The organism is Paucibacter aquatile, from assembly GCF_002885975.1.
Classification (GTDB): Bacteria; Pseudomonadota; Gammaproteobacteria; order Burkholderiales; family Burkholderiaceae_C; genus Paucibacter_A; species Paucibacter_A aquatilis.
Genome location: NZ_POSP01000004.1, coordinates 750727 through 771944, shown reverse-complemented (window position 1 = coordinate 771944; position 21218 = coordinate 750727). Strand labels below are relative to the sequence as shown.

At 64.4% G+C, this 21218-nt stretch carries 22 protein-coding genes and 1 other RNA gene; 16 read left to right on the top strand and 7 right to left on the bottom strand.

Going from position 1 to position 21218, the window contains the following annotated elements:
* Positions 1-13: 13 nt before the first annotated feature.
* Together C1O66_RS22945 and uvrB are read right to left on the bottom strand one after the other, a co-directional pair.
* Positions 14-547 (bottom strand): Fe-S cluster assembly transcription factor, encoded by a 534-nt coding sequence (locus C1O66_RS22945; protein WP_102770307.1) that lies wholly within the window; start codon positions 545-547, stop codon positions 14-16.
* A 231-nt stretch (positions 548-778) separates the two neighbouring features.
* On the bottom strand, positions 779-2872 hold the full coding sequence (gene uvrB, locus C1O66_RS22940) for an excinuclease ABC subunit UvrB (protein WP_102770306.1): 2094 nt from the start codon (positions 2870-2872) through the stop codon (positions 779-781).
* Positions 2873-3051: 179 nt separating this feature from the next.
* Here uvrB and C1O66_RS22935 point away from each other — a divergent pair, with 179 nt between their 5' ends.
* From C1O66_RS22935 to C1O66_RS22905, 8 genes are all read left to right on the top strand, one after another.
* Positions 3052-4254 (top strand): amino acid aminotransferase, encoded by a 1203-nt coding sequence (locus tag C1O66_RS22935; RefSeq protein WP_102770305.1) that lies wholly within the window; start codon positions 3052-3054, stop codon positions 4252-4254.
* A gap of 242 nt (positions 4255-4496) precedes the next feature.
* Positions 4497-5816 (top strand): polyhydroxyalkanoate depolymerase, encoded by a 1320-nt coding sequence (locus C1O66_RS22930; protein ID WP_102770304.1) that lies wholly within the window; start codon positions 4497-4499, stop codon positions 5814-5816.
* Positions 5813-6502 carry an electron transport complex subunit RsxB gene (gene rsxB / locus C1O66_RS22925; protein WP_243392934.1) on the top strand — a complete coding sequence of 230 codons (690 nt, stop codon included), beginning with the start codon at positions 5813-5815 and terminating at the stop codon, positions 6500-6502. The genes C1O66_RS22930 and rsxB overlap by 4 nt, the downstream gene beginning before the upstream one ends.
* 45 nt (positions 6503-6547) lie before the next feature.
* Complete coding sequence (gene nth, locus C1O66_RS22920) at positions 6548-7219, top strand: endonuclease III (RefSeq protein ID WP_102770303.1); 672 nt, start codon at positions 6548-6550, stop codon at positions 7217-7219.
* Positions 7220-7235: 16 nt separating this feature from the next.
* Positions 7236-7451 carry a cell division protein ZapB gene (gene zapB, locus C1O66_RS22915; RefSeq protein WP_102770302.1) on the top strand — a complete coding sequence of 72 codons (216 nt, stop codon included), beginning with the start codon at positions 7236-7238 and terminating at the stop codon, positions 7449-7451.
* On the top strand, positions 7448-7771 hold the full coding sequence (locus tag C1O66_RS22910; RefSeq protein ID WP_102770301.1) for a cell division protein ZapA: 324 nt from the start codon (positions 7448-7450) through the stop codon (positions 7769-7771). Before zapB ends, C1O66_RS22910 begins: the two co-directional genes overlap by 4 nt.
* Before the next feature lie 36 nt (positions 7772-7807).
* Positions 7808-7992: non-coding RNA, 6S RNA (gene ssrS / locus C1O66_RS24780), on the top strand.
* Between the two features lie 122 nt (positions 7993-8114).
* A complete protein-coding gene (locus C1O66_RS22905; protein WP_102770454.1) occupies positions 8115-8582 on the top strand; it encodes an EVE domain-containing protein in 468 nt (155 codons plus the stop codon).
* 28 nt (positions 8583-8610) lie between these two features.
* Here the strand turns inward: C1O66_RS22905 and C1O66_RS22900 are convergent, their stop codons facing one another.
* Positions 8611-9639 (bottom strand): GGDEF domain-containing protein, encoded by a 1029-nt coding sequence (locus tag C1O66_RS22900; protein ID WP_102770300.1) that lies wholly within the window; start codon positions 9637-9639, stop codon positions 8611-8613.
* Between the two features lie 471 nt (positions 9640-10110).
* Here C1O66_RS22900 and C1O66_RS22895 point away from each other — a divergent pair, with 471 nt between their 5' ends.
* From C1O66_RS22895 to C1O66_RS22870, 6 genes are all read left to right on the top strand, one after another.
* A complete protein-coding gene (locus C1O66_RS22895; RefSeq protein WP_102770299.1) occupies positions 10111-11346 on the top strand; it encodes a BaiN/RdsA family NAD(P)/FAD-dependent oxidoreductase in 1236 nt (411 codons plus the stop codon).
* A gap of 160 nt (positions 11347-11506) precedes the next feature.
* Entirely contained in the window at positions 11507-11719 is a 213-nt protein-coding gene (gene rpsU, locus C1O66_RS22890; protein WP_007833691.1) for a 30S ribosomal protein S21, read from the top strand.
* A gap of 180 nt (positions 11720-11899) precedes the next feature.
* A complete protein-coding gene (locus C1O66_RS22885) occupies positions 11900-12346 on the top strand; it encodes a GatB/YqeY domain-containing protein (protein WP_102770298.1) in 447 nt (148 codons plus the stop codon).
* A 20-nt stretch (positions 12347-12366) separates the two neighbouring features.
* Positions 12367-12708 (top strand): protein tyrosine phosphatase family protein, encoded by a 342-nt coding sequence (locus C1O66_RS22880; protein ID WP_102770297.1) that lies wholly within the window; start codon positions 12367-12369, stop codon positions 12706-12708.
* 222 nt (positions 12709-12930) lie between these two features.
* On the top strand, positions 12931-13557 hold the full coding sequence (locus tag C1O66_RS22875; protein ID WP_102770453.1) for a TRAP transporter small permease subunit: 627 nt from the start codon (positions 12931-12933) through the stop codon (positions 13555-13557).
* Between the two features lie 13 nt (positions 13558-13570).
* Positions 13571-15388, top strand: coding sequence for a TRAP transporter large permease (locus C1O66_RS22870; RefSeq protein ID WP_102770296.1), 1818 nt, complete (start codon positions 13571-13573; stop codon positions 15386-15388).
* 77 nt (positions 15389-15465) lie between these two features.
* Here the strand turns inward: C1O66_RS22870 and C1O66_RS22865 are convergent, their stop codons facing one another.
* Both C1O66_RS22865 and pmbA read right to left on the bottom strand, forming a co-directional pair.
* Positions 15466-16548, bottom strand: a complete 1083-nt coding sequence (locus C1O66_RS22865) for a TRAP transporter substrate-binding protein (RefSeq protein WP_102770295.1) — start codon at positions 16546-16548, stop codon at positions 15466-15468.
* A 118-nt stretch (positions 16549-16666) separates the two neighbouring features.
* Entirely contained in the window at positions 16667-18043 is a 1377-nt protein-coding gene (gene pmbA, locus C1O66_RS22860; RefSeq protein ID WP_102770294.1) for a metalloprotease PmbA, read from the bottom strand.
* Between the two features lie 224 nt (positions 18044-18267).
* On the opposite strand from pmbA, the gene yjgA reads away from it, so the two are divergent.
* A complete protein-coding gene (gene yjgA, locus C1O66_RS22855; protein ID WP_102770293.1) occupies positions 18268-18849 on the top strand; it encodes a ribosome biogenesis factor YjgA in 582 nt (193 codons plus the stop codon).
* Positions 18846-19466 (top strand): molybdopterin adenylyltransferase, encoded by a 621-nt coding sequence (gene mog / locus C1O66_RS22850; RefSeq protein WP_102770292.1) that lies wholly within the window; start codon positions 18846-18848, stop codon positions 19464-19466. Before yjgA ends, mog begins: the two co-directional genes overlap by 4 nt.
* Positions 19467-19510: 44 nt before the next feature.
* Here mog and cysE read toward each other — a convergent pair whose 3' ends face one another.
* Both cysE and C1O66_RS22840 read right to left on the bottom strand, forming a co-directional pair.
* Complete coding sequence (cysE, locus tag C1O66_RS22845) at positions 19511-20287, bottom strand: serine O-acetyltransferase (protein ID WP_102770291.1); 777 nt, start codon at positions 20285-20287, stop codon at positions 19511-19513.
* Between the two features lie 108 nt (positions 20288-20395).
* A complete protein-coding gene (locus C1O66_RS22840) occupies positions 20396-21115 on the bottom strand; it encodes an RNA methyltransferase (RefSeq protein WP_102770290.1) in 720 nt (239 codons plus the stop codon).
* Positions 21116-21218: the final 103 nt, after the last annotated feature.

The following is a 21218-nucleotide window of genomic DNA, read 5'->3' as shown; positions in this document are numbered from 1 at the left end:
CGCGGATGGCGGCTTACTTGGTGAAGGCGTTGCCCAAGGCAAAAACCGAATTGGGCGCAGTGATGCGGATGGGTTTGACCACCGGCGTGGAGGAAATCGCGCGCTTCATCGGCGACTCCTCGATGGTCACGCCCTTGGCCAGCTGGTCTTCCACCAGCTTGCGCAGGGAGACCGAATCGAGGTACTCGATCATCTTGGCATTCAGGCTGGTCCAGAGCTCGTGCGTGATGCAGCGGCCGGTGTCCTCGCCCATGCAGTTTTCCTTGCCGCCGCAGCCGGTGGCATCGATGGGCTCGTCCACGGCCACGATGATGTCGGCCACGGTGATTTCGCTGGATTTGCGGCCCAGCGAATAGCCACCGCCCGGCCCGCGGGTGCTTTCCACCAGCTCGTGGCGGCGCAGCTTGCCGAACAGTTGCTCCAGATAGGACAGCGAAATCTGCTGCCGTTGGCTGATGGCCGCCAAGGCGACCGGGCCACCGTTTTCACGCAAGGCCAGATCGATCATTGCCGTGACGGCAAAGCGACCTTTGGTGGTGAGACGCATCACACTCTCCTTTTGCCCGAACTCATGTCCGAAAGACCCAGGGCAACCACCGCGCCAAGCGCCGACAGCTGCCACCTCGATCCGGGCGCCCTTGGCCGAAGCCTGAAGGGTTAACCCGGGTCTATTTCCGACAATTTTACTCAATTACTGAGCACTTTGCTGGGGGCAGGCAAAACCGCAGGTTTTGCCAGGGCTTCACGCCGCCTGTGGCCGAGAGCGAGGCCGGCTGCGTCAGCCGATATTGTCGTGCACCACGGCACCGAAGGCCTGCTCCCGCAGCTGGGCCAGCTGGTCGCGCACGCGCGCGGCCTTTTCGAACTCCAGATTACGCGCATGCTCGAGCATCTGCTTTTCCAGCAGGGCGATGCGCTTGCTGAGGTCTTTCTCGGACATCTGCTCCACCTCCGCCACCTGCAGCAGCTTTTGATCGTCGCGACCGCTCTTTTCTGAGTACACGCCGTCGATCAAATCCTTGATGCGCTTGTTGATGCTGCGCGGCGTGATGCCATGGGCCTCGTTGAATGCCAGCTGCTTGCTGCGGCGGCGCTCGGTCTCGCCCATGGCCTTGCGCATGGACTCGGTGACCCGATCGGCATACAGAATCGCCTTGCCATTGAGGTTGCGAGCGGCCCGGCCGATGGTCTGGATCAAGCTGCGCTCCGAGCGCAAGAAGCCTTCCTTGTCGGCATCGAGGATGGCAACCAGGGACACCTCGGGGATGTCCAGGCCTTCGCGCAGCAGGTTGATGCCGACCAGCACATCGAACGCGCCCAAGCGCAAATCGCGCAGGATCTCCACCCGCTCGACCGTGTCCACATCCGAATGCAGGTAGCGGACCTTGACGCCGTTGTCGCTCAAGTAATCGGTCAGCTGTTCGGCCATGCGTTTGGTCAGCACCGTGATCAGCACCCGGTCGTTGGCCTCGACGCGCTCGCGGATTTCCTGCAGCACATCGTCCACCTGGTGAGTGGCCGGGCGCACCTCGACGATGGGATCAACCAAGCCGGTCGGGCGCACCACCTGCTCGACCACCTGGCCAGCGTTCTGCTGCTCATAGGCCGCCGGCGTGGCCGAGACGAACACGGCCTGGCGCATCTTGCGCTCGAACTCATCGAACTTGAGCGGCCGATTGTCCAGGGCCGAAGGCAGGCGAAAGCCATACTCCACCAGCGTGGTCTTGCGCGCCCGGTCGCCGTTGTACATGCCGCCGAACTGGCCGATCAGCACATGGCTCTCGTCCAGGAACATCAGGGCATCGCTGGGCAGGTAGTCCACCAGGGTCGGCGGCGGCTCGCCCGGCGCGGCGCCGGACAAATGCCGGGTGTAATTTTCGATCCCCTTGCAGTGCCCCACCTCCTGCAGCATTTCCAGGTCGAAACGGGTGCGCTGCTCCAGGCGTTGCGCCTCGACCAGCTTGCCTTCCTTGACGAAGAAACCCAGGCGCTCGCGCAGCTCCTCTTTGATGGTCTCCATCGCGCCCAGCACTTTCTCGCGCGGCGTGACGTAATGGCTGCTCGGGTAGACGGTGAAGCGAGGAATCTTCTGGCGGATCTTGCCGGTCAGCGGATCGAAGAGCTGCAGGGTCTCGATTTCATCATCGAAGAGCTCGATGCGCAGGGCCAGCTCCGAATGCTCGGCCGGGAAAACATCGATGGTGTCGCCGCGCACGCGGAAAGCGCCGCGCGTGAATTCCAGCTCGTTGCGGGTGTACTGCATGCGGATCAGCTGGGCGATCACATCGCGCTGACCCAGCTTGTCGCCGTTGCGCAGGGTCATCACCATCTGGTGGTAGTCGCTGGGGTTGCCGATGCCGTAGATGGCCGACACCGAGGCGACGATGACCACATCACGCCGCTCCATCAGGCTCTTGGTGGCCGAGAGACGCAGTTGCTCGATGTGTTCGTTGATGGCGCTGTCCTTCTCGATGAACAGGTCGCGTTGCGGCACATAGGCTTCGGGCTGGTAGTAGTCGTAGTAGCTGACGAAATACTCGACCGCATTGTTGGGAAAGAAATCGCGGAACTCGCTGTAGAGCTGGGCCGCCAGGGTTTTGTTGGGGGCAAAGATGATGGCCGGCCGCCCAAGGCGGGCGATCACATTGGCCATGGTGAAGGTCTTGCCCGAACCGGTCACGCCCAGCAGGGTCTGGTAGCTGAGGCCGTCATTGATACCTTCCACCAGCTGCGCAATCGCCGTGGGCTGGTCCCCGGCCGGCGGAAAGGGCTGAAACAGCTGGAACGGCGAGCCTTCGAAAGACACGAACTCACCCTTGGGTGCTTGCGCAGCATCGGGAGCGTTGTCAGTGAGGCTGTCTGAATCTTGCATGGGTGGAGACCGGGTCGGGAGAGAAAAGCAAGGGGCGCAGGCGCCGAGTACCGAGGGTTTGCCCACCTAAAATCGCAAGGCTGGGCAACACGCAAGGGTAGCGCAGGCCAAGCCGCGCCGCAGCAAGCCCCAGCAAACGCGCCCGTTTGTTCATGCCACCGTCCTGTCAGGAAGCTTCCATGTCCTTGTTTGCCGCCGTCGAAATGGCCCCCCGTGACCCCATCCTGGGCCTCAACGAACAATTCAATGCCGATCCGAATCCGGCCAAGGTGAACCTGGGCGTGGGCGTCTACTTTGACGAAAACGGCAAGCTGCCCCTGCTGAAATGCGTGGCCGAGGCCGAGCGCGCCATGCTGGCCGACCCCAAGGCCCGCGGTTACCTGCCCATCGACGGCATCGCCGCCTACGACAAGGCCGTGCAAGGCCTGGTCTTCGGCGCAGACAGCGCCGTGCTGGCGGAAAAGCGCGTGGCCACCGTGCAAGCCATAGGCGGCACCGGCGGCCTCAAGATCGGCGCCGATTTCCTCAAGCGCCTGAACCCCGGCGCCCGCGTGCTGATCTCCGACCCTTCCTGGGAAAACCACCGCGCCCTGTTCAGCAACGCCGGCTTCCAAGTCGAGACCTACCCCTACTTCGACGCCGCGAATCTGGGCGTCAACTTCGAAGGCATGCTGGCTGCGCTGAACAGCGCCGCAGCCGGCACGGTTGTCGTGCTGCACGCCTGCTGCCACAACCCCACCGGCTACGACCTGACCCCGGTCCAGTGGAGCCAGGTGGTCGAGGTGGTCAAGGCCCGCGGCTTGGTCGCCTTCCTGGACATGGCCTACCAAGGTTTCGGCGAAGGCATTGCCGAAGACGGCGCCGTCATCCAGCAGTTCCTGGCTTCCGGCCTGAACTTCTTTGTTTCGACCAGCTTTTCCAAGAGCTTCTCGCTCTACGGCGAGCGTGTCGGTGCGCTGAGCGTGGTCTGCGCCTCGGGTGAAGAAGCCAGCCGCGTGCTGAGCCAACTCAAGATCGTCATCCGCACCAACTACTCCAACCCGCCGACGCATGGCGCTCAGGTGGTGGCCACCGTGCTGTCCAGCCCGGCACTGCGTGCCCTGTGGGAAGAAGAACTGGCAGGCATGCGGCTGCGCATCCGCGCCATGCGCTCGGCCCTGGTCAGCGCCTTGCAGGCCGCAGGCGTCAGCCAGGACCTGAGCTTCGTCACCCGCCAGAAAGGCATGTTCAGCTACTCGGGCCTGAGCGCTGCCCAGATGCAGCGCCTGCGCAGCGAGTTCGGCATTTATGGTGTGGATTCGGGCCGCATCTGCGTAGCCGCGCTGAACGAGAAGAACCTGCCGGCCGTGGCCGCAGCCATGGCGGCGGTGCTGCGCGGCTGAGACCCTCAGCTCGGGCGAGACGCTCGCAGGACGCCCGGTTTTCGGGCGTCCTGCGCACAATTTCGGGTTTGTTCGCTGCGAGCTGTCACGCTTTTCACCGCTAATAGCCGACCATGCCGCTGTGCCGCGCGCGGTAAAATGCTGCGCTGCACAAAAGATTTCAGGCAAGATCGAGCTTCAGCAACCCAGCGCAGCCCCGCCCTCCCCTGCGACGCTGTGCGCCATGACCCCGAGGCCCACCCATGCTGTACCAGCTTTTTGAAACCCAGCGCGCGCTGATGAGCCCGTTCTCGGAGTTCGCCGCCGCCTCCGCCAAGCTTTACAGCCACCCGCTGTCGCCGTTCGCGCACACGCCCATGGCGCAACGGGTGTCGGCCGGCCTCGACCTGATGCACCGCCTGGCCAAGGATTACGAAAAGCCGGAGTTCGACATCCGCAGCGTCGAGGTCAGCGGAACCGAGGTGGCGGTGCAGGAGCTGGTGCCCATCACCAAGCCCTTCTGCCGCCTGCTGCGCTTCAAGCGCTACACCGACAATCTGCAGGTGCTGACCGAGATGAAGGACCAGCCCACCGTGCTGGTCGTGGCGCCGCTCTCCGGCCACCACAGCACCTTGCTGCGCGACACCGTCAAGCAGCTGCTGAAAGAGCACAAGGTCTACATCACCGACTGGACCGATGCGCGCATGGTCGCACTGGAGGAAGGCCCCTTCCACCTCGACGACTACATCGCCTACGTGCAGGAGTTCATCCGCCACCTGGGCCCCGATTGCCATGTGATCTCGGTCTGCCAGCCCACCGTGCCCGTGCTGGCGGCCATCTCCCTGATGGCCAGCAATGGCGAAACCACGCCACGCAGCATGACCATGATGGGCGGCCCCATCGACGCCCGCAAGAGCCCGACCGCCGTCAACAACCTGGCCATGAACCGCAGCTTCAGCTGGTTCGAGTCGAACGTGATCTATCGCGTGCCGACCAATTTCCCCGGTGCCGGCCGCGCCGTCTACCCGGGCTTCCTGCAGCACACCGGCTTTGTGGCCATGAACCCGGACCGCCACCTGAGCTCGCACTACGACTATTTCCTAGACCTGGTCCGCGGCGATGACGATGGCGCCGATGCCCACCGCAAGTTCTACGACGAATACAACGCCGTGCTGGACATGCCGGCCGAGTACTACCTGGACACCATCAAGACCGTGTTCCAGGATTTCGCCCTGGTCAACGGTACCTGGAAGGTCAATGGGCAGTTCGTGCGCCCCCAGGACATTCAAGGCACCGCCTTGCTGACCGTGGAAGGCGAGCTGGACGACATCTCCGGCGCCGGCCAGACCCGCGCCGCCCATGCCCTGTGCGCCGGCATCCCACCCGAGCACCAGTACCACTACGACGCCATCGGCGCCGGCCACTACGGCATCTTCTCCGGCCGCCGCTGGCGCGAGAAGGTCTACCCCGAGGTGCGCAACTTCATCGCCAAGTACGACCACGGTGAAGCCGCCGCCGAAGCGCAAGCCCAGGCCACCGTCAGCAAGGCGCGCAAGCCCCGAGAAAGCCGCGCCAAACCTTGAGCCTGATCGAGAAGACCGAGGCCAGCTCCCTGCTGGCCGAGCTGACGGCGCGCATCGACGCCGCCCTGCCCCAGACCCAGTGCACCCGCTGCGGCTATGTGGATTGCCGCGCCTATGCCGAGGCAGTGGCCCACGGCGAAGCCGGCATCAACCAATGCCCGCCGGGCGGCAGCGAGGGCGTGGCGCGCCTGGCCGCCCTGACCGGCCGCCCCGTGTTGCCCTTGAGCGTAGAGCATGGCCAGGAAGGGCCGCGAGCACTGGCCGTGATCGACGAAGCCTGGTGCATCGGCTGCACGCTGTGCATCAAGGCCTGCCCGGTCGATTGCATCGTCGGCGCGCCCAAGCAAATGCACCTGATCGTGGCTGAGCAATGCACGGGCTGCGAGCTCTGCGTGCCAGCCTGCCCGGTGGATTGCATTTCCATGCGCCCGGTCACGGGTGAGCAGACCGGCTGGTCGGCCTGGAGCCCGGCGCAAGCCGATGCTGCGCGCGATCGCTACGGCTTCCACCAGTTCAAAGCCGAGCGCGAGCTGCGCGACAACGCCGCCCGCCTGCAGGCCAAGGCCGAAGCCAAGCTGGCCGATCTGGCTGCCGCCTCCAAGCTGACCGCACCCGATGATCTTGAGCGCAAGCGCGCCGTGATCCAGGCCGCCCTGGCCCGTGCGCGAGCGCAACGCCAATGCTGAACCAGGCTCGGCTGCGAGGCCGAGCCACGGGCACAATCGCGCCTCATGAACGCGCAACAGATACACGGTTTTTTCTCCACGCTGCGCGCCGCCAACCCCAGTCCACAGACCGAGCTGGAGTACAGCAGCGTGTTCGAGCTGCTCGCGGCGGTGCTGCTCTCGGCCCAGGCCACCGATGTCGGCGTCAACAAGGCCACACGGCGCCTGTTCCCGGTGGCCAACACGCCGCAGAAAATCCTGGCCCTGGGCGAAGACGGCCTGAGCGAGTACATCCGCACCATCGGCCTGTACCGCAGCAAGGCGCGGCACCTGATCGCCACCTGCCAGATCCTGGTCGAGCAATATGGCGGCCAGGTTCCACGCACCCGCGAGGCGCTCGAGGCCCTGCCCGGCGTCGGCCGCAAGACCGCCAATGTGGTGCTCAATGTCGCCTTCGGCGAGCCGACCATGGCGGTGGACACGCATTTGTTCCGCCTCGGCAACCGCACCGGCCTGGCGCCCGGCAAGACACCGCTGGCGGTGGAGCAAGGCCTGCTCAAGCGCATTCCCGAGGAGTTTCTGATCGATGCGCACCACTGGCTGATCCTGCATGGCCGCTACGTCTGCAAGGCCCGCGCGCCCATGTGTGAGAGCTGCAGCGTCGCTACATTTTGTGACGAGGGCCGCCGCCTACAATCCCGGCTTGCCAGAGTAGGAACTGTTCCGAAAAAGCCCTAGGGAGCCACGGGAAACCATGCCAAGCCTCAACGACTTGATCGACCGCGTCGAGCGGTTGCTGTTGCGCCACGAAGAGTTGAAGCGCACCAATGCGCTGCTTCAGGAGCAGGTTCAGGCGCTGAGCCAGGAGCGCGACAGCCAGCGCTCGCGCCTGAATGCCGCGCGTGCGCGCATCGATGCCTTGCTGGAACGCCTGCCCGTCGAAAGTGAATCTGGAAAGAATAGTCCATGAAGCAAATGGAAGTGACCATCATGGGGCAGAGTTATCTGCTGGGCTGCCCCGAGGGTGGAGAAGCGGCGCTGAGCAAGGCCGTCAGCCAGGTCGACAAGGAAATGAGCGCCATCCGTGACGCCGGCCGCGTCAAGGCGCGCGAACGCATCGCCGTGCTGGCGGCCCTGAACCTGGCCTATCAACTGGCGGAGGAGAAGCCAACCAGTGCGCCGGCTGCGCGCAGCGCGGTCACGGCGCCCAACGGCGCCGACCTGCCCGATCTCGACGGCCTGATCCGCCGCCTCGATGAAGCCCTGGGCCACGACGGACAATTGCTCTGAACTCCGTCGGCAAGCGGCCGGCTCGCCGTAGAATGCAGGCGTCCATCGCATTCGCGTGAGCTCTATATTTCCTTGAACCGATGCTCTATGAGCAAGGGCTTGGAACATTGCCCAGCTGGTGTGATCGTCTCGCGTCAGATGAACCCGAAGTTCGGTTGACCTCGCCCACCTGAATCCCCCTGGGTTCAGGAATGCGGCTCACGGTTCGCGGTGGACACCTTTTTCCAGCATGCAAACGGCCCCTCACGGGCCGTTTGTGTTTGTGCTTCGCTGGATTGCCCAAGCTGGCGCCAGCGGCCGATTGACCCTGCGCCTGACCTCGCGCCTGACCATGAGTCCGCCCATGAACTACTGGCTGATGAAGTCCGAACCTTCGGAATGCTCCATCGATGATCTGGCGCAGGCGCCGGGTCAGCAACTGCCCTGGGTGGGCGTGCGCAACTACCAGGCACGCAACTTCATGCGCGATCAGATGCAGTTAGGTGATGGCGTGCTGTTCTATCACTCGTCCTGCCCCAAGCCGGAGCAGATCGGCATTGCCGGCCTGGCTCGCGTCGCCAGCCCGGCCTACCCCGATGCCACGCAGTTCGATCCGGCCAGCCCCTACTTCGACGCCAAAGCCACGGTCGAGTCACCGCGCTGGCTGCATGTGGATGTGCGCTTCGAGCGCAAGACGAGGCTGCTGAGCCTGGCCGAGCTGCGCGCCGAGCCGCGCCTGGCCAGCATGCGCTTGCTGCAGCCAGGCAGCCGCTTGTCAATCACGCCGGTCACGCCGGACGAATGGTCGGTGATCCTGTCGCTGCTAGGCTAGAGCCCGAGCCAGGTCACTGGATGCAGGCTCAAGCGCCGAAGGGGATCGAGGCCAAGACCACCTGATTGCCGCCCCTACGCTGGGCTTCGTGCACGGCTGCTTCGCTGGCGTTCCAGAGCTCGTCCTGCTTGGAAGCCGTGTGCGGGAAGCTGCACACGCCCATGGACAAGGACAAGCCCATGTCCTGGCCGTTCAGCACGATGATCTGCGCCATGCACTGGCGACGCAGCTGCTCCATGCGCGCATGCGCCGTGGCCAGGCCCACACCCGACAGCAAGACGGCAAAGCGGCTGTGGCCGACACGGCAGGCCGCATCCATGGCGCGGGTGTTGGCGCGCAGCATGCGACCCATGCCCTCGAGCAGACGCTGATTGGCCTCTTCGCCCAAGGCCTGGATGGCGGCGGGCGCCGGGTCCAGGGCAATGATGACCAGAGCGAATTCGCGATGCTCACGGGTCGAGAGGTCGATTTCACGCAGCAGCGCGTCGTCGAACTGCGCCTGCAAGTAGAGGCCCGAGACCTCGTCGCGGCCGCTGCCCTGCTGCAGCTCTCGGCGGATCTGCTCGAGCGCCTTTTGCTGCTGCTCCAGTTGCTGCAGGGCACGCTGTAAATGGCTTTCGCGGTGCCGCTCTTCGGTGCGTTCTTGCCAGACAGACAGCACAAATTCGGTGCCCAAGGCGGCCCGGGTGACGGTGAACTCGCGCCGGCGCCCGCCCAACTCCAGGCGATGCTCGCTCACAGTGACCGAGCGCTGCGCCATCACCGCCTGCTCGACGCGGCGCATGGCCACCACTTCCTCGGCGCGCATCAGGTCGTTGTCAACGCTGCCCACCACCGAGCTTTCGCTGCGCTCGAACAAGCGGTCCAGGCCCGGGCTGGCGAACACATAGCGGCCCGTGGCCAGGGATTTGATGGCAGCCAGCAAGTTCAGCGGCTCGATCAAGCTGAGCAGGGTCGCCCCCATGTCGCTGGCCACCGCCCCATGCCCGGCCAACCAATGAGCCAAACTGCCCTGAGCGGGTGGCACGGCGTGGTCAGGGGCGGCTGGATTGTTCATGAGGTCTCAGTCGTTCAATCATTCAGGGTCGACGCACACAGGCTGACGGGACGAGCAGGCCAGCGAGACCTTCGCTCACTCGCGCGCCATTTTGGGGAACCGCGCAAGCTTTCGGGCACTGTAGATGGCTTCGCGCCCGCGAATCAAGCAAGTGTGCACAGGCCCGGGGTTCTCCCCCTAACTTGGCAACAGCTTGCATCCTAGCGAAGTGCGGCCAGGGCTCTGGTCGATCCAAATGCAAATTTCTTCACGGTTCGTCCCTAGATCACGCCCAGCGCCGTATTCAAGCGATATCGGCCTCTCCAGAGCCATCTCAAGGACCGAGGCTGCGGCTGCGGGACAATTGCTGCACTCTTTGCAATGCCTTGCAGTTCTCGCCGCATCAACGAGGGGCAGGCGCGGCATTGACGCAACAGATTTCCCCCCCCGGGCACAGCGCATCTTTCCGCCCCGAACACAGTCACCCCATTCATGCATTTCGACCTCGTCATCATCGGCGCCGGCGCCGCCGGACTCTTTTGTGCCGGCCAAGCCGGTCAACGTGGCCTCAAGGTGCTGCTGATCGACCATGCCGAGCGCGTGGCCGAAAAGATTCGCATTTCGGGCGGCGGCCGCTGCAACTTCACCAACCGCGACGTCGGCCCGGCCAATTTTCTCTCCGACAACCCCGCCTTCTGCCGCTCGGCCCTGGCGCGCTACAGCAGCCAGGACTTCATTGCCCTGGTGCAAAAGCACGGCATCGCCTTCCACGAAAAGCACAAGGGCCAGCTGTTCTGCGACGACTCCAGCGACCAGATCATCCAGATGCTGCTCAAGGAATGTGCGGCCGGCGGCGTGGAGCGCTGGCAGCCATGCAGCGTGCAAGAGCTGCAGACCCTGAGCGCCGAATCGACAGAGGCCTCGGCGGCCCGATTCGAGCTGCACACCACGCGCGGGCAGGTGCGCGCGCACTCGGTGGTGGTGGCCACAGGCGGCCTGCCCGTGCCCAAGATCGGCGCCACCGATTGGGGCCTGCGCCTGGCCAAGCGCTTCGGTCATGCCATCGTCGAGCCCCGCCCGGCCCTGGTGCCACTGACCTTCGACGAGCAGGCTTGGGCGCCCTTTTCGGCGCTGGCGGGCCTGTCACTGCCGGTCGCGGTCAGCACCGGCCAGGGCAAGGTCAAGGCGCGTTTTCTGGAGGACCTGCTCTTCACCCACCGCGGCCTGAGCGGCCCGGCCATCCTGCAAATCTCCAGCTTCTGGACCGAGGGCCAAGCCTTGCAGATCGATCTGGCGCCCGAGCACAAGCTGCTGCCCTTGCTGCAGAGCGCCAAGCGGGAATCCAAGCGGCAGCTGGGCAACGAACTGGCCAGCCTGTTCCCGCAACGCCTGGCCCAGGCCTGGCTGGAACGCCTGGGCCTCGCCAGCCAGCGTCCCATGCCGGAATGCAAGGACAAAGACCTGCAGAACCTGGCGCAACAGCTGCAAGCCTGGTCGCTGATTCCCAACGGCAGCGAGGGTTGGCGCAAGGCCGAGGTGATGCGCGGCGGCGTCGACACGCGCGAGCTGAACTCGCAGAACATGGAGAGCAAACGGGTGCCGGGCCTGTATTTCATCGGCGAAGTGGTGGACGTCACCGGCTGGCTGGGAGGCTATAACTTCCAGTGGGCCTGGGCCAGCGCGGCGGCCTGCGCGCGCTCTTTGCATGCAAATACCGCAATCGCTTGAAAATCAGGCTACAATCTTCGTCTTTGCTGGCAAACCTGCGCGTCGATTCGCAACGCTTCTGAAGCGGAATCCGGATAAGCCGTTTCAGACACTGAATTCAAAATGTCTTGAATGAAGTACTTGGCGAACACCGAGCGCATATTGAAGGAACTACCTTTTCATGACCACGATTCGCGTCAAAGAGAACGAGCCGTTTGATGTGGCCCTGCGCCGTTTCAAGCGCACCATCGAAAAACTGGGCCTGCTGACCGACCTGCGCGCCCGCGAGTTTTACGAGAAGCCCACGGCTGAGCGTAAGCGCAAGAAGGCAGCCGCCGTCAAGCGTCACTACAAGCGCGTTCGCAGCATGCAGCTGCCGAAGAAGCTGTACTGATCGCCTGATTGCCTCGGCAGTTCCTCTGGAACCGCTACACGGCCGAAAAAACCCGCACAGGACGCTGTAGCGGGTTTTTTTTGATCTCGAACCTGCGCAAACGCAGGCACACTGCGCGCCGAGAGCACGTTGGTCCCGCGTGCAACGCACCCACCTATTCCAAGACACCCAGGATTTGCCATGAGCTTGAAAGACCGCATCACCGACGACATGAAGGCCGCCATGCGCGCCAAGGACAGCGAGCGCCTGACCACCATTCGGGGTCTGCTCGCCGCCATCAAGCAAAAAGAAGTCGATGAACGCGTGGAACTGGACGAAGCCGGTGTGATCGCCATCGTCGACAAGCTGATCAAGCAGCGCAAAGACTCGATCAGCCAGTTCAGCGCGGGCGGCCGCCCTGACCTCGCTGAGAAGGAGCAGGCAGAGTTGCAAGTGCTGGAGCCCTACCTGCCGCAACGCATGTCGGCGGAGGAAGTGGCAGCCGCCGTGCAAGCCATCGTCGCTGAGCTGGGCGCCAAGGGACCGGGCGATATGGGCAAGGTCATGGGCGCCGTGAAGGCGCAGCTGGCAGGCAAGGCCGATATGGGCCTGGTCTCGGCCGCGGTCAAGCAAGCTCTGAGCCAGTGATTCCGGGACGAAGCCCTGCCATGAGCCTGCCCGCGCAAACCATCGCCCCCGATTTCTGCGTCTCGCCACAGCTGCAACCCGAGGCCATGGCCTTGGCGGCACAAGCCGGTTTCCGCAGCGTGATCAACAACCGCCCTGACTTCGAAGGCGGCCCGGATCAGCCCACTACGGCGCAAATGGAAGCAGCCGCACGAGCTGCCGGTCTGGAGTACCGCCATCTGCCGGTCAGCGGCAGCTACCAGTCACCGGAAGATATCGTGCAGTTCCATCAGCTGCTGAACAGCCTGCCCAAGCCCATCCTGGCCTTTTGCCGTTCAGGCGCACGCTCGACCCGTCTCTATACGGCCGCCTCGGTGCTCTGAAGCTCCGCCCATTCAATGCCCAAGGGCCTGCGTCGATGCAGGCCCTTTTTTCATGGGCAAAGCGAACCAGCCTAGGACTTGCCCTAGGACAGGCCTCACAAAGGCTCCAAGCCTGGGTGTCAGCTCTTACAGTGCAGGCTTGCCACGCGGGGCTGGCCAGGCCGGCAACCCTGCGCAAGCCCTTGCGGGCCGTCTGCACCAGAAAATGCATTGGAGACCACCTTGAATTCCCTCCTCAAAGTCTCAGGCCTGATTGACGGCCTGAGCCGTTTCATCGGCCGCTGGGTCATCTGGCTGGTGCTGGCATCCACGGTCATCAGTGCGGTCAACGCCATCATCCGCAAGGTCTTCAACTACAGCTCGAACGCATTCCTGGAACTGCAGTGGTATCTGTTCGCCGCGTCCTTTTTGCTGGCCGCTGGTTACACCCTGCTCAACAACGAGCATGTGCGGATTGACGTGGTGGTCGGCCGCTTCTCCAGGCGCGTGCAAACCTGGATTGATGTCTTCGGCCTGCTGGCCTTCCTGATGCCCATGTGCGTGACTGTGCTGTGGCTGGGCACGCCTTTCTTTCTGCAGGCCTGGCGCTCGGGAGAGATTTCATCCAACGCAGGTGGCCTGATCGTCTGGCCTGTCTACGCCTTGATCCCCTTGGGATTCAGCCTCTTGCTGCTGCAGGGCCTGAGTGAGCTGATCAAGCGCCTGGCCTTCCTGCAAGGCCTGGCACCCGACCCCGGCATCAAGGTGCAGCAGCGCAGCCCGGAGGAAGAGTTGGCCGAGGCCATCCGCTTGGCTGCCGAAAGGCAGCAAGAAGCGCTGCAAGCCCCCCACGACCACAAGAAGGCCTGAGGAAGCGCCCACCATGGAATTCATCGCCAACAACCTGGCCCCGATCATGTTCGCGGGGCTCATCGTGTTCCTGCTCATGGGCTTTCCGGTGGCCTTCAGCCTCGGTGCCTGCGGCCTCTTCTTCGGTTTTGTCGGCATCGAGCTGAACGTGCTGCCCGCCTCCCTGATGCAGGCCCTGCCCTTGCGCATCTTCGGCATCATGAAGAACGACACGTTGCTGGCCATTCCCTTCTTTACCTTGATGGGATTGATCCTGGAGCGCTCGGGCATGGCCGAGGACCTGCTGGACACCATCGGCCAACTCTTCGGCCCCATCCGTGGCGGCCTGGCGTTCGCAGTAATCTTCGTGGGCGCCCTGCTGGCGGCCACCACTGGGGTGGTGGCGGCTTCGGTGATCTCGATGGGTCTGATTTCCCTGCCCATCATGCTGCGCTACGGCTATGACCGGCGCGTGGCTTCGGGCGTGATTGCCGCATCCGGCACGCTGGCGCAAATCATTCCGCCCTCGCTGGTGCTCATCATCCTGGCCGACCAGTTGGGCAAGAGCGTGGGCGATATGTACAAGGGTGCATTTCTGCCGGGCTTCATCCTGACCGGGCTGTACACCCTCTACATCGTCGGGCTGGCTGTGTTCAAGCCGCACTGGGTGCCAGCCCTGCCTCTGGAGGCGCGCTCCATCCGCGAGGACAACGGCCAAAGCGGTCTGCGCTCACTGGCCGTGCTGGCCACGGTCTCGACCGGCTTGGCCGTTCTGTTCGGCCAGCACTACCGGGAGGTGACCGAGTACTTCAAGGGCGAGGCGGTGGCCAGCGTGGCCACGGATGAGACCATCGTCGTGGCCATGTCGGTCGGTGTGGGTGTGGCTTTCATCGCTTCAGTGCTCAACAAGGCATTGCGACTGAACCTGCTTTCGCGCATGGCCGAGCGCGTCACCTTTGTGTTGATCCCACCACTGGCGCTGATTTTTCTGGTGCTGGGCACCATCTTCCTCGGCATCGCCACGCCCACCGAAGGCGGTGCCATGGGCGCCATGGGTGCTCTGTTGATGGCCGCCATGCGGGGCCGCATGTCGTCTGGCCTCTTGCGCCAAGCCCTGACCAGCACCACCAAGCTGTCCTGCTTTGTGGTCTTCATTCTGGTGGGCTCCACCATCTTCAGCCTGAGTTTCCAAGGCGTGGACGGCCCCAAATGGGTGGAGCATTTGCTCAGCGCACTGCCCGGGGGCCAGATCGGATTCCTGATCTTCGTCAACGTGCTGATCTTCGTGCTGGCCTTCTTCCTGGACTTCTTCGAGCTGTCCTTCATTGTTGTGCCCCTGCTCGGCCCAGTGGCCGAAAAGCTGGGCATCGACCTGATCTGGTTCGGCGTGCTGTTGGGCGTCAATATGCAGACTTCCTTCATGCACCCGCCCTTTGGTTTCGCCCTGTTCTATCTGCGCAGCGTGGCCCCATTGACCGAGTACATCGACAAGCTGACCCAGCGCCGCATTGCACCAGTCACCACCGGCCAGATCTACTGGGGCGCCGTGCCCTTCGTGCTGATCCAGATCGTCATGGTGGGTCTGATCATCGCCTTCCCCAACCTGGTCTCGGGTGGCATGGGCCAGGCGGCCAGCAGCACGGACAACGCCAATGTGGTGATCGAAGCCCAACCACAAAGCGAATCCGGCAATGCCATCGAGATGGACGCCAACAAGCTCTTTGGCCCCGCTGACGAACCGGCTTCAGCAGCCTCCTCGGCAGCCCCTGCAGCCTCCTCTGGTGCCGGCAAAGCGTCGGCGGGCCCCATCGACCCGCTGGAGGCCGCAGCAGAAGCCAGCCGCAAGCCCTGACGATCAATTCACGCGCATCGCGCCCATAAAAAAACCCGGCCTTGGCCGGGTTTTGTTTTGTCTGAGCGACTCGAGGCTTAGAGCTTCTGCGATTGCATGAAGTCGTCAAACCCAGCTTCAGCAAAGCGGAACCAGAGATTCTGTTCGCGGCGGAAGTTGGAATAGTCCTCGTAGACCTTTTTCCAGTTCGCGTTCTTGCTGCCCAGTTCGGCGTAAATGGCCATGGACTCCTTGAACGCCGCATCCATCACATCCTTGGGGAAACGGAACAGCTTGGTGCCACCCTTGACCAGTTCGCGCAGGGCGCCCGGGTTCTTGGCGTCGTACTTGGCTTGCATATCCACATGGGCGACCGCCGCTGCGCATTCCACGATGGCCTTGTACTCGGGATTCAGGGCATCGAACGACTTGGTGTTGATATAGAAGTCCAGCTGCGGGCCGCCTTCCCACCAGCCCGGGTAGTAGTAGTTGGGCGCCACTTTGTTGAAGCCCAATTTCTGATCGTCGTAAGGCCCCACCCACTCGGCCGCATCGATGGTGCCTTTTTCCAGAGACTGATAGATCTCACCGCCCGGGATGTTCTGCGGCACGCCGCCCATGCGTTCCAGCACGCGACCGGCAAAACCACCAATGCGCATCTTCATGCCCTTGATATCGGCCAGGCTCTTCACCTCCTTGCGATACCAGCCGCCCATCTGCGCACCGGTGTTGCCGCCCGGGAAGTTGATGATGTTGTAGCCGCGGTAGAACTCGCGCATCAGCTTGAGGCCGTTGCCCTCAACCATCCAGGCGGTCATCTGGCGGCTGTTCAGGCCAAAAGGGATGGCGCAGCCCAAGGCGAAGACTTCATCCTTGCCATGGAAGTAATAGGGCGCCGTGTGCGCGATCTCGACTGTCCCCTCCTTGACCGCATCCACCACACCAAAAGGAGGCATCAGCTCGCCGCCGGCATGCACGGAGATCTGGAACTTGCCCCCGGTCATTTCGCCGACCTTTTTGGCGAACACATCGGCCGCGCCAAAAATGGTGTCCAAGGACTTGGGAAAGCTGGAGGCCAAGCGCCAGCGCAAGGTGGTCTGGGCGTGAACAATGGCCGGAGCGGAACCTGCGGCCAAAACGCCCGCAAGCCCGGCGCCACGAATGAAGGTACGACGCGTCATCTCTTGTCTCCTGGTGAAATGGTGCTTCAAGTAGCGAGCTGATTCTAGGAGGCGAGCTCCTCGCCTCCTTCACCGGAGAAACCCCTGCGCGAGGCGTCAGCGGGGCGTCAGGCGATGCTCAGCTGCCGGCCAGTTTCATGCGCGAGATCAGCATGGAGCCAACCGTCTTGCCGCCCAGGGTGTAGCGATCGGTACCGAGCCCGACGATGTCCTGGAACATGGACTTCAGATTGCCGGCAATGGTCACCTCATGGACGGGGAAGGCGATCTCGCCGTTCTCCACCCAGTAGCCGCTGGCACCACGTGAATAGTCACCGGTCACCGAGTTGACGCCCTGCCCCATCAACTCAGTCACAAAAAGGCCGGTGCCGAGGCGGCGCAGCATGGTGCGCAAATCATCGCCAGGGGCCGTCAGGCGGCTGCTCATGCTCAGATTGTGCGAGCCGCCGGCATGGCCGGTGGTGCGCATGCCCAGCTTGCGCGCGGAATAGGTGGAGAGGAAGTAACCCTGCAGCACACCGGCCTCGACCACGCTGCGCGCGCGGGTGGTGACGCCTTCGTCATCGAAAGGCGAGCTGGCCTTGCCTTTGCGCTCGTGCGGGTCTTCATGGATGTCGATGTGCGAGGCCAGCACGCTCTGGCCCAGGCTGTCGAGCAGGAAGCTGGCACGGCGGTACAGCGCCCCCCCGCTGACCGCCTGCACCAGGGCACCCAGCAAGCCGGCTGCAGCCGTGTTCTCGAACAAGACCGGCACCTCGGCCGTGCCGACCTTACGCGCCTTCAGGCGCGACAGCGCCCGCTCGGCGGCATAACGGCCAATGGCCTCGGGCGCCGCCAGCTCCTGCGCATCGCGCATCGAGCTGTACCAGGCGTCGCGCTGCATCTGAGCGCCACGGCCCGCAATCGGCGCCACGGAGATCGAGTGACGCGAGCTGGCATAACCACCGCGAAAGCCGCGGCTGTTGCCCATGTAGAAATGCGACTGCTGCGCCGACACGGCCGCGCCCTCGCTGTTGGCGATGCGCTTGTCGGTGGCAAAAGCCGCCTCTTCACAGCGCAGGGCGATGGCCGCGGCGGCCTGAGCGTCGATGGCCCAGGGGTGGAACAGGTCCAGGTCCGGGCGGCTGGCCGCATCCAGGGACAGGTCTTGCTCGTCGGGCAGACCGGCCACCGGGTCCTCGGCCGTGAAGCGGGCGATGTCAAACGCCGCGCGCACCGTGTCTTGCAGGGCCTTGGGCGAGAAATCCGAGGTGCTGGCATTGCCGCGGCGCTGGCCCAGGTAGACCGAGATGCCCAGCGACTTGTCGCGGTTGCGCTCGACGTTCTCCAACTGGCCCAGGCGGGTGGACACCGACAGGCCGCAGCCCTCGGACACCTCGGCGCCGGCGTCGCTGGCGCCGAGGCGCTTGGCCTCGGCCAGCACATCCTCGATCAACTGCTGGAAATGCTCCACCTTGTAGGCAAATCCACTGCCATTCGCGGACGATGCAGACATGGCAGACGAGGAGACAGGCTTGGATGTAGAGGTCATGGAGGGCGCGCAAACGTGAGAGAAAAGGGCCCGAGCGCCAAGCGCCCCGGCCCGGACACCGCGCGCGGCGCACACAGGCGCACGCGCGGAGATTCAGAACTGGGGGACAATCATACGAGTCGCAGCGCCCTGCTGCCGGGGCCGGGCCCATGCGCCCATTGCCTTCTCCCCTATCCCGACGCCGCATCATGAGAACACAAGAAGATCTGCACGACGAAGACGACGATTTCGACCGCCCCAGCAAAAGCCAGCTCAAGCGCGAAAGCCACGTCCTGCAGAGCCTGGGCGAAGACCTGCTGACCCTGCCAGCCAGCCGCCTCGAGCCGCTGACCCTGCCGGAGATCCTGCTCGATGCCCTGCGCATGGCCAAGAAGATCACCTCGCACGAAGGCCGCCGCCGCCAGATGCAGTACATCGGCAAACTGATGCGCCGTGTCGACCCCGAGCCCATCCGCCAGGCCGTGGCTGCCTACAAGCTGGGCCATGCCAAGGACAGCCTCGCCCTGCACGAGAGCGAAGCCTGGCGTGAGCGCCTGCTGGCCGACGACAACGCGCTGCAGAGCTTCATCGCCGAGCATGCCGGCATCGATGTGCAGCAGCTGCGCAGCCTCGTGCGCGCCGCCCGCAAGGACGCCGCCAACGAGCCCGAGAAGCGCAGCGGCCGCGCCTTCCGGGAGCTGTTCCAGTTCATCAAGACCGAACGCCTGCGCGTCAACCCGGCGACCGAAGGCGAATCGGCAGAAGACGCGGACGAGGACGAGCAGGCATGAGCGAGACCGCGCTGGCGCCCCTGCCGGCCACACCCGAGCCGGTGCGCATCGGCATTGTTTCCATCAGTGACCGTGCATCCAGCGGCGTCTACGAAGACAAGGGCCTGCCGGCCCTGCAGAGCTGGCTGAGCGAGGCCCTGCACAACCCGATCGAGTTCGTGCCGCGCCTGATCCCCGACGAGCGGCCCTTGATTGCGCAAACCCTGCGCGAACTGGTTGACGAGACAGGCTGCCACCTGGTGCTGACCACCGGCGGCACCGGCCCGGCGCGGCGCGATGTCACGCCCGAAGCCACGCTGGACGTGGCCGACAAGGAAATGCCCGGCTTTGGTGAGCAGATGCGCCAGGTCTCCCTGCGCTTTGTGCCCACGGCCATCCTCTCGCGCCAGGTGGCGGTGATCCGCGGCCAGGCCTTGATCATCAATCTGCCGGGGCAGCCCAAAGCCATCGCCGAGACGCTGGAAGGCCTGCGCGATGCCGAGGGCCAGAGCTTGGTGCCCGGCATTTTTGCGGCCGTGCCCTACTGCCTGGACCTGATCGGCGCGCCGTATCTGGAAACACGCGAAGCGAAGTGCAAGGCCTTCCGGCCCAAGACGGCGATCCGCCAGCGGGCTTGAGCCGGCAGAGCAGCGTCAGCCCCAAGCCCTGAATTTCAGGGCCTTCACTTAACCAGCTGGTTCAGCGACGCGGCGTCGAAGTCCTCGCATTGCCGCGCGCCCGCCGGCACACAATCGCCCAGCTGGGCCGGCGCTGCCGCCGACAGCTTGCACACCGCCTGCCACAGCAAGGCGATCTGATGCTCATGGCCGGCGGCGCTGTCGATCAGGCCCCGCATGGCTTGCGCCACCGGGTCATCACCCTGGCTGACCCCGTAGGCCGAGAAGCCCATCTTGGCCGCCTGCTCTTCGCGGCGGGCATCGGCCTTGGCTTCGATGATGCGGGCCGGGTTGCCCACCGCCGTGGCATTGGCCGGCACCGGGCGCGTGACCACCGCGCCCGAACCGATGCGCGCGCCCGCCCCCACCGTGAAGCCGCCCAGCACGCAGGCATGGGCACCAACGATGACACCCGCCTCCAGCGTCGGGTGGCGTTTGGCGCCCTTGACCAGCGAGGTGCCGCCCAAGGTCACGCCCTGGTAAATCGTGCAGCCTTCGCCGATCTCGGCCATCTCGCCGATCACCACGCCCATGCCGTGGTCGATGAACACACGGCGGGCGATGGTGGCGCCCGGGTGGATCTCGATACCGGTCAGGAAGCGGCTCAGATGCGAGATGAACCGCCCGGTCCAGCGCAGGCCGTGGCGCCAGCACCAGTGCGCGCGGCGATGCATCCACAGCGCATGCAGGCCTGGATAACAGGTCAGCACCTCCCAGGTCGACCGGGCAGCCGGGTCGCGCTCAAGGATGCAGGCGATGTCTTCGCGGAGGCGCTGGAACATGGGGCGTCAAAGGAAACAGGGGTCGGCCAGTTTAGCGGCGGCAGCAAAAGCCCGTTCAAGAGCGGCTGATGCGCCAGGAGCGGCGCTTCAAGCGGCGCGCCTCAGGTGTCAGGCGTCACGTTGATACGGCTCCACCATGGCCCGCGCAATACCGCGCAGGATGTGGACTTCCTCGGTGCTCAGCTGTGCGCGGTTGAAGAGCTGGTTCAGGCGCGGCATCAGCTTGCGGGGCGCGGCCGGGTCCAGAAAGCCGATCTGCTCCAGCGAGGCCTGCAGATGCGTGAGCAAGCCCTGCACCGCGCGCGCATCGGCCAGATTCGGGTCGGGCGTGCGCGCGGCCACGCTGAAGCCCCCCAGCGCCTGGCGCCAGTCGTAGGCCAGCAGTTGCACGGCCTGGGCCAGGTTCAAAGAGCCGTAGTCCGGGTGGGTGGGAATCGACAGCACCGCGTGGCAGCGGTACACGTCTTCATTGCTCATGCCGTAGCGCTCGGAGCCGAACACCAGGCCCAGTTTGTGCTCGGAGGCCGCCAGCTCGGCGAACAAGGCGCGCGGCTCGCGCACCGGCGGGCCGAAGTCGCGCGGCGTCATGGCCGTGGCGCAGGCAAAGGTGACGCCGTCGAGCGCTTCTTCCAGGCTGTCGACGATGCGCGCCCGGGTGAGGATGTCGGCCGCGCCGCTGGCCATGGCCACCGTTTCTTCCTGGCTCAGCACATCGGCAAAGCGCGGCCGCACCAGCACCAGCTCGGAAAAACCCATCACCTTCATGGCCCGGGCGGTGGCGCCCACATTGCCGGGGTGGCTGGTCTGAATCAAGACAAAACGTGTCATATCAACGCGGGGCACCGGGGTCAGCCGGGCAGAATCGAGAAAGATCGGCCAAGGAATCGCTAGGCAAAACCCGCGCCTCGGTTAAAATGCGGGATTATCCTAG

Bases quoted from the DNA above. Each gene is read 5' to 3' on its own strand.
- C1O66_RS22945 (WP_102770307.1), bottom strand. From the start codon at position 547: ATGCGTCTCACCACCAAAGGTCGCTTTGCCGTCACGGCAATGATCGAT.
- uvrB (WP_102770306.1), bottom strand. From the start codon at position 2,872: ATGCAAGATTCAGACAGCCTCACTGACAACGCTCCCGATGCTGCGCAA.
- C1O66_RS22935 (WP_102770305.1), top strand. From the start codon at position 3,052: ATGTCCTTGTTTGCCGCCGTCGAAATGGCCCCCCGTGACCCCATCCTG.
- C1O66_RS22930 (WP_102770304.1), top strand. From the start codon at position 4,497: ATGCTGTACCAGCTTTTTGAAACCCAGCGCGCGCTGATGAGCCCGTTC.
- nth (WP_102770303.1), top strand. From the start codon at position 6,548: ATGAACGCGCAACAGATACACGGTTTTTTCTCCACGCTGCGCGCCGCC.
- zapB (WP_102770302.1), top strand. From the start codon at position 7,236: ATGCCAAGCCTCAACGACTTGATCGACCGCGTCGAGCGGTTGCTGTTG.
- C1O66_RS22910 (WP_102770301.1), top strand. From the start codon at position 7,448: ATGAAGCAAATGGAAGTGACCATCATGGGGCAGAGTTATCTGCTGGGC.
- C1O66_RS22905 (WP_102770454.1), top strand. From the start codon at position 8,115: ATGAACTACTGGCTGATGAAGTCCGAACCTTCGGAATGCTCCATCGAT.
- C1O66_RS22900 (WP_102770300.1), bottom strand. From the start codon at position 9,639: ATGAACAATCCAGCCGCCCCTGACCACGCCGTGCCACCCGCTCAGGGC.
- C1O66_RS22895 (WP_102770299.1), top strand. From the start codon at position 10,111: ATGCATTTCGACCTCGTCATCATCGGCGCCGGCGCCGCCGGACTCTTT.
- rpsU (WP_007833691.1), top strand. From the start codon at position 11,507: ATGACCACGATTCGCGTCAAAGAGAACGAGCCGTTTGATGTGGCCCTG.
- C1O66_RS22885 (WP_102770298.1), top strand. From the start codon at position 11,900: ATGAGCTTGAAAGACCGCATCACCGACGACATGAAGGCCGCCATGCGC.
- C1O66_RS22880 (WP_102770297.1), top strand. From the start codon at position 12,367: ATGAGCCTGCCCGCGCAAACCATCGCCCCCGATTTCTGCGTCTCGCCA.
- C1O66_RS22870 (WP_102770296.1), top strand. From the start codon at position 13,571: ATGGAATTCATCGCCAACAACCTGGCCCCGATCATGTTCGCGGGGCTC.
- C1O66_RS22865 (WP_102770295.1), bottom strand. From the start codon at position 16,548: ATGACGCGTCGTACCTTCATTCGTGGCGCCGGGCTTGCGGGCGTTTTG.
- pmbA (WP_102770294.1), bottom strand. From the start codon at position 18,043: ATGTCTGCATCGTCCGCGAATGGCAGTGGATTTGCCTACAAGGTGGAG.
- yjgA (WP_102770293.1), top strand. From the start codon at position 18,268: ATGAGAACACAAGAAGATCTGCACGACGAAGACGACGATTTCGACCGC.
- mog (WP_102770292.1), top strand. From the start codon at position 18,846: ATGAGCGAGACCGCGCTGGCGCCCCTGCCGGCCACACCCGAGCCGGTG.
- cysE (WP_102770291.1), bottom strand. From the start codon at position 20,287: ATGTTCCAGCGCCTCCGCGAAGACATCGCCTGCATCCTTGAGCGCGAC.
- C1O66_RS22840 (WP_102770290.1), bottom strand. From the start codon at position 21,115: ATGACACGTTTTGTCTTGATTCAGACCAGCCACCCCGGCAATGTGGGC.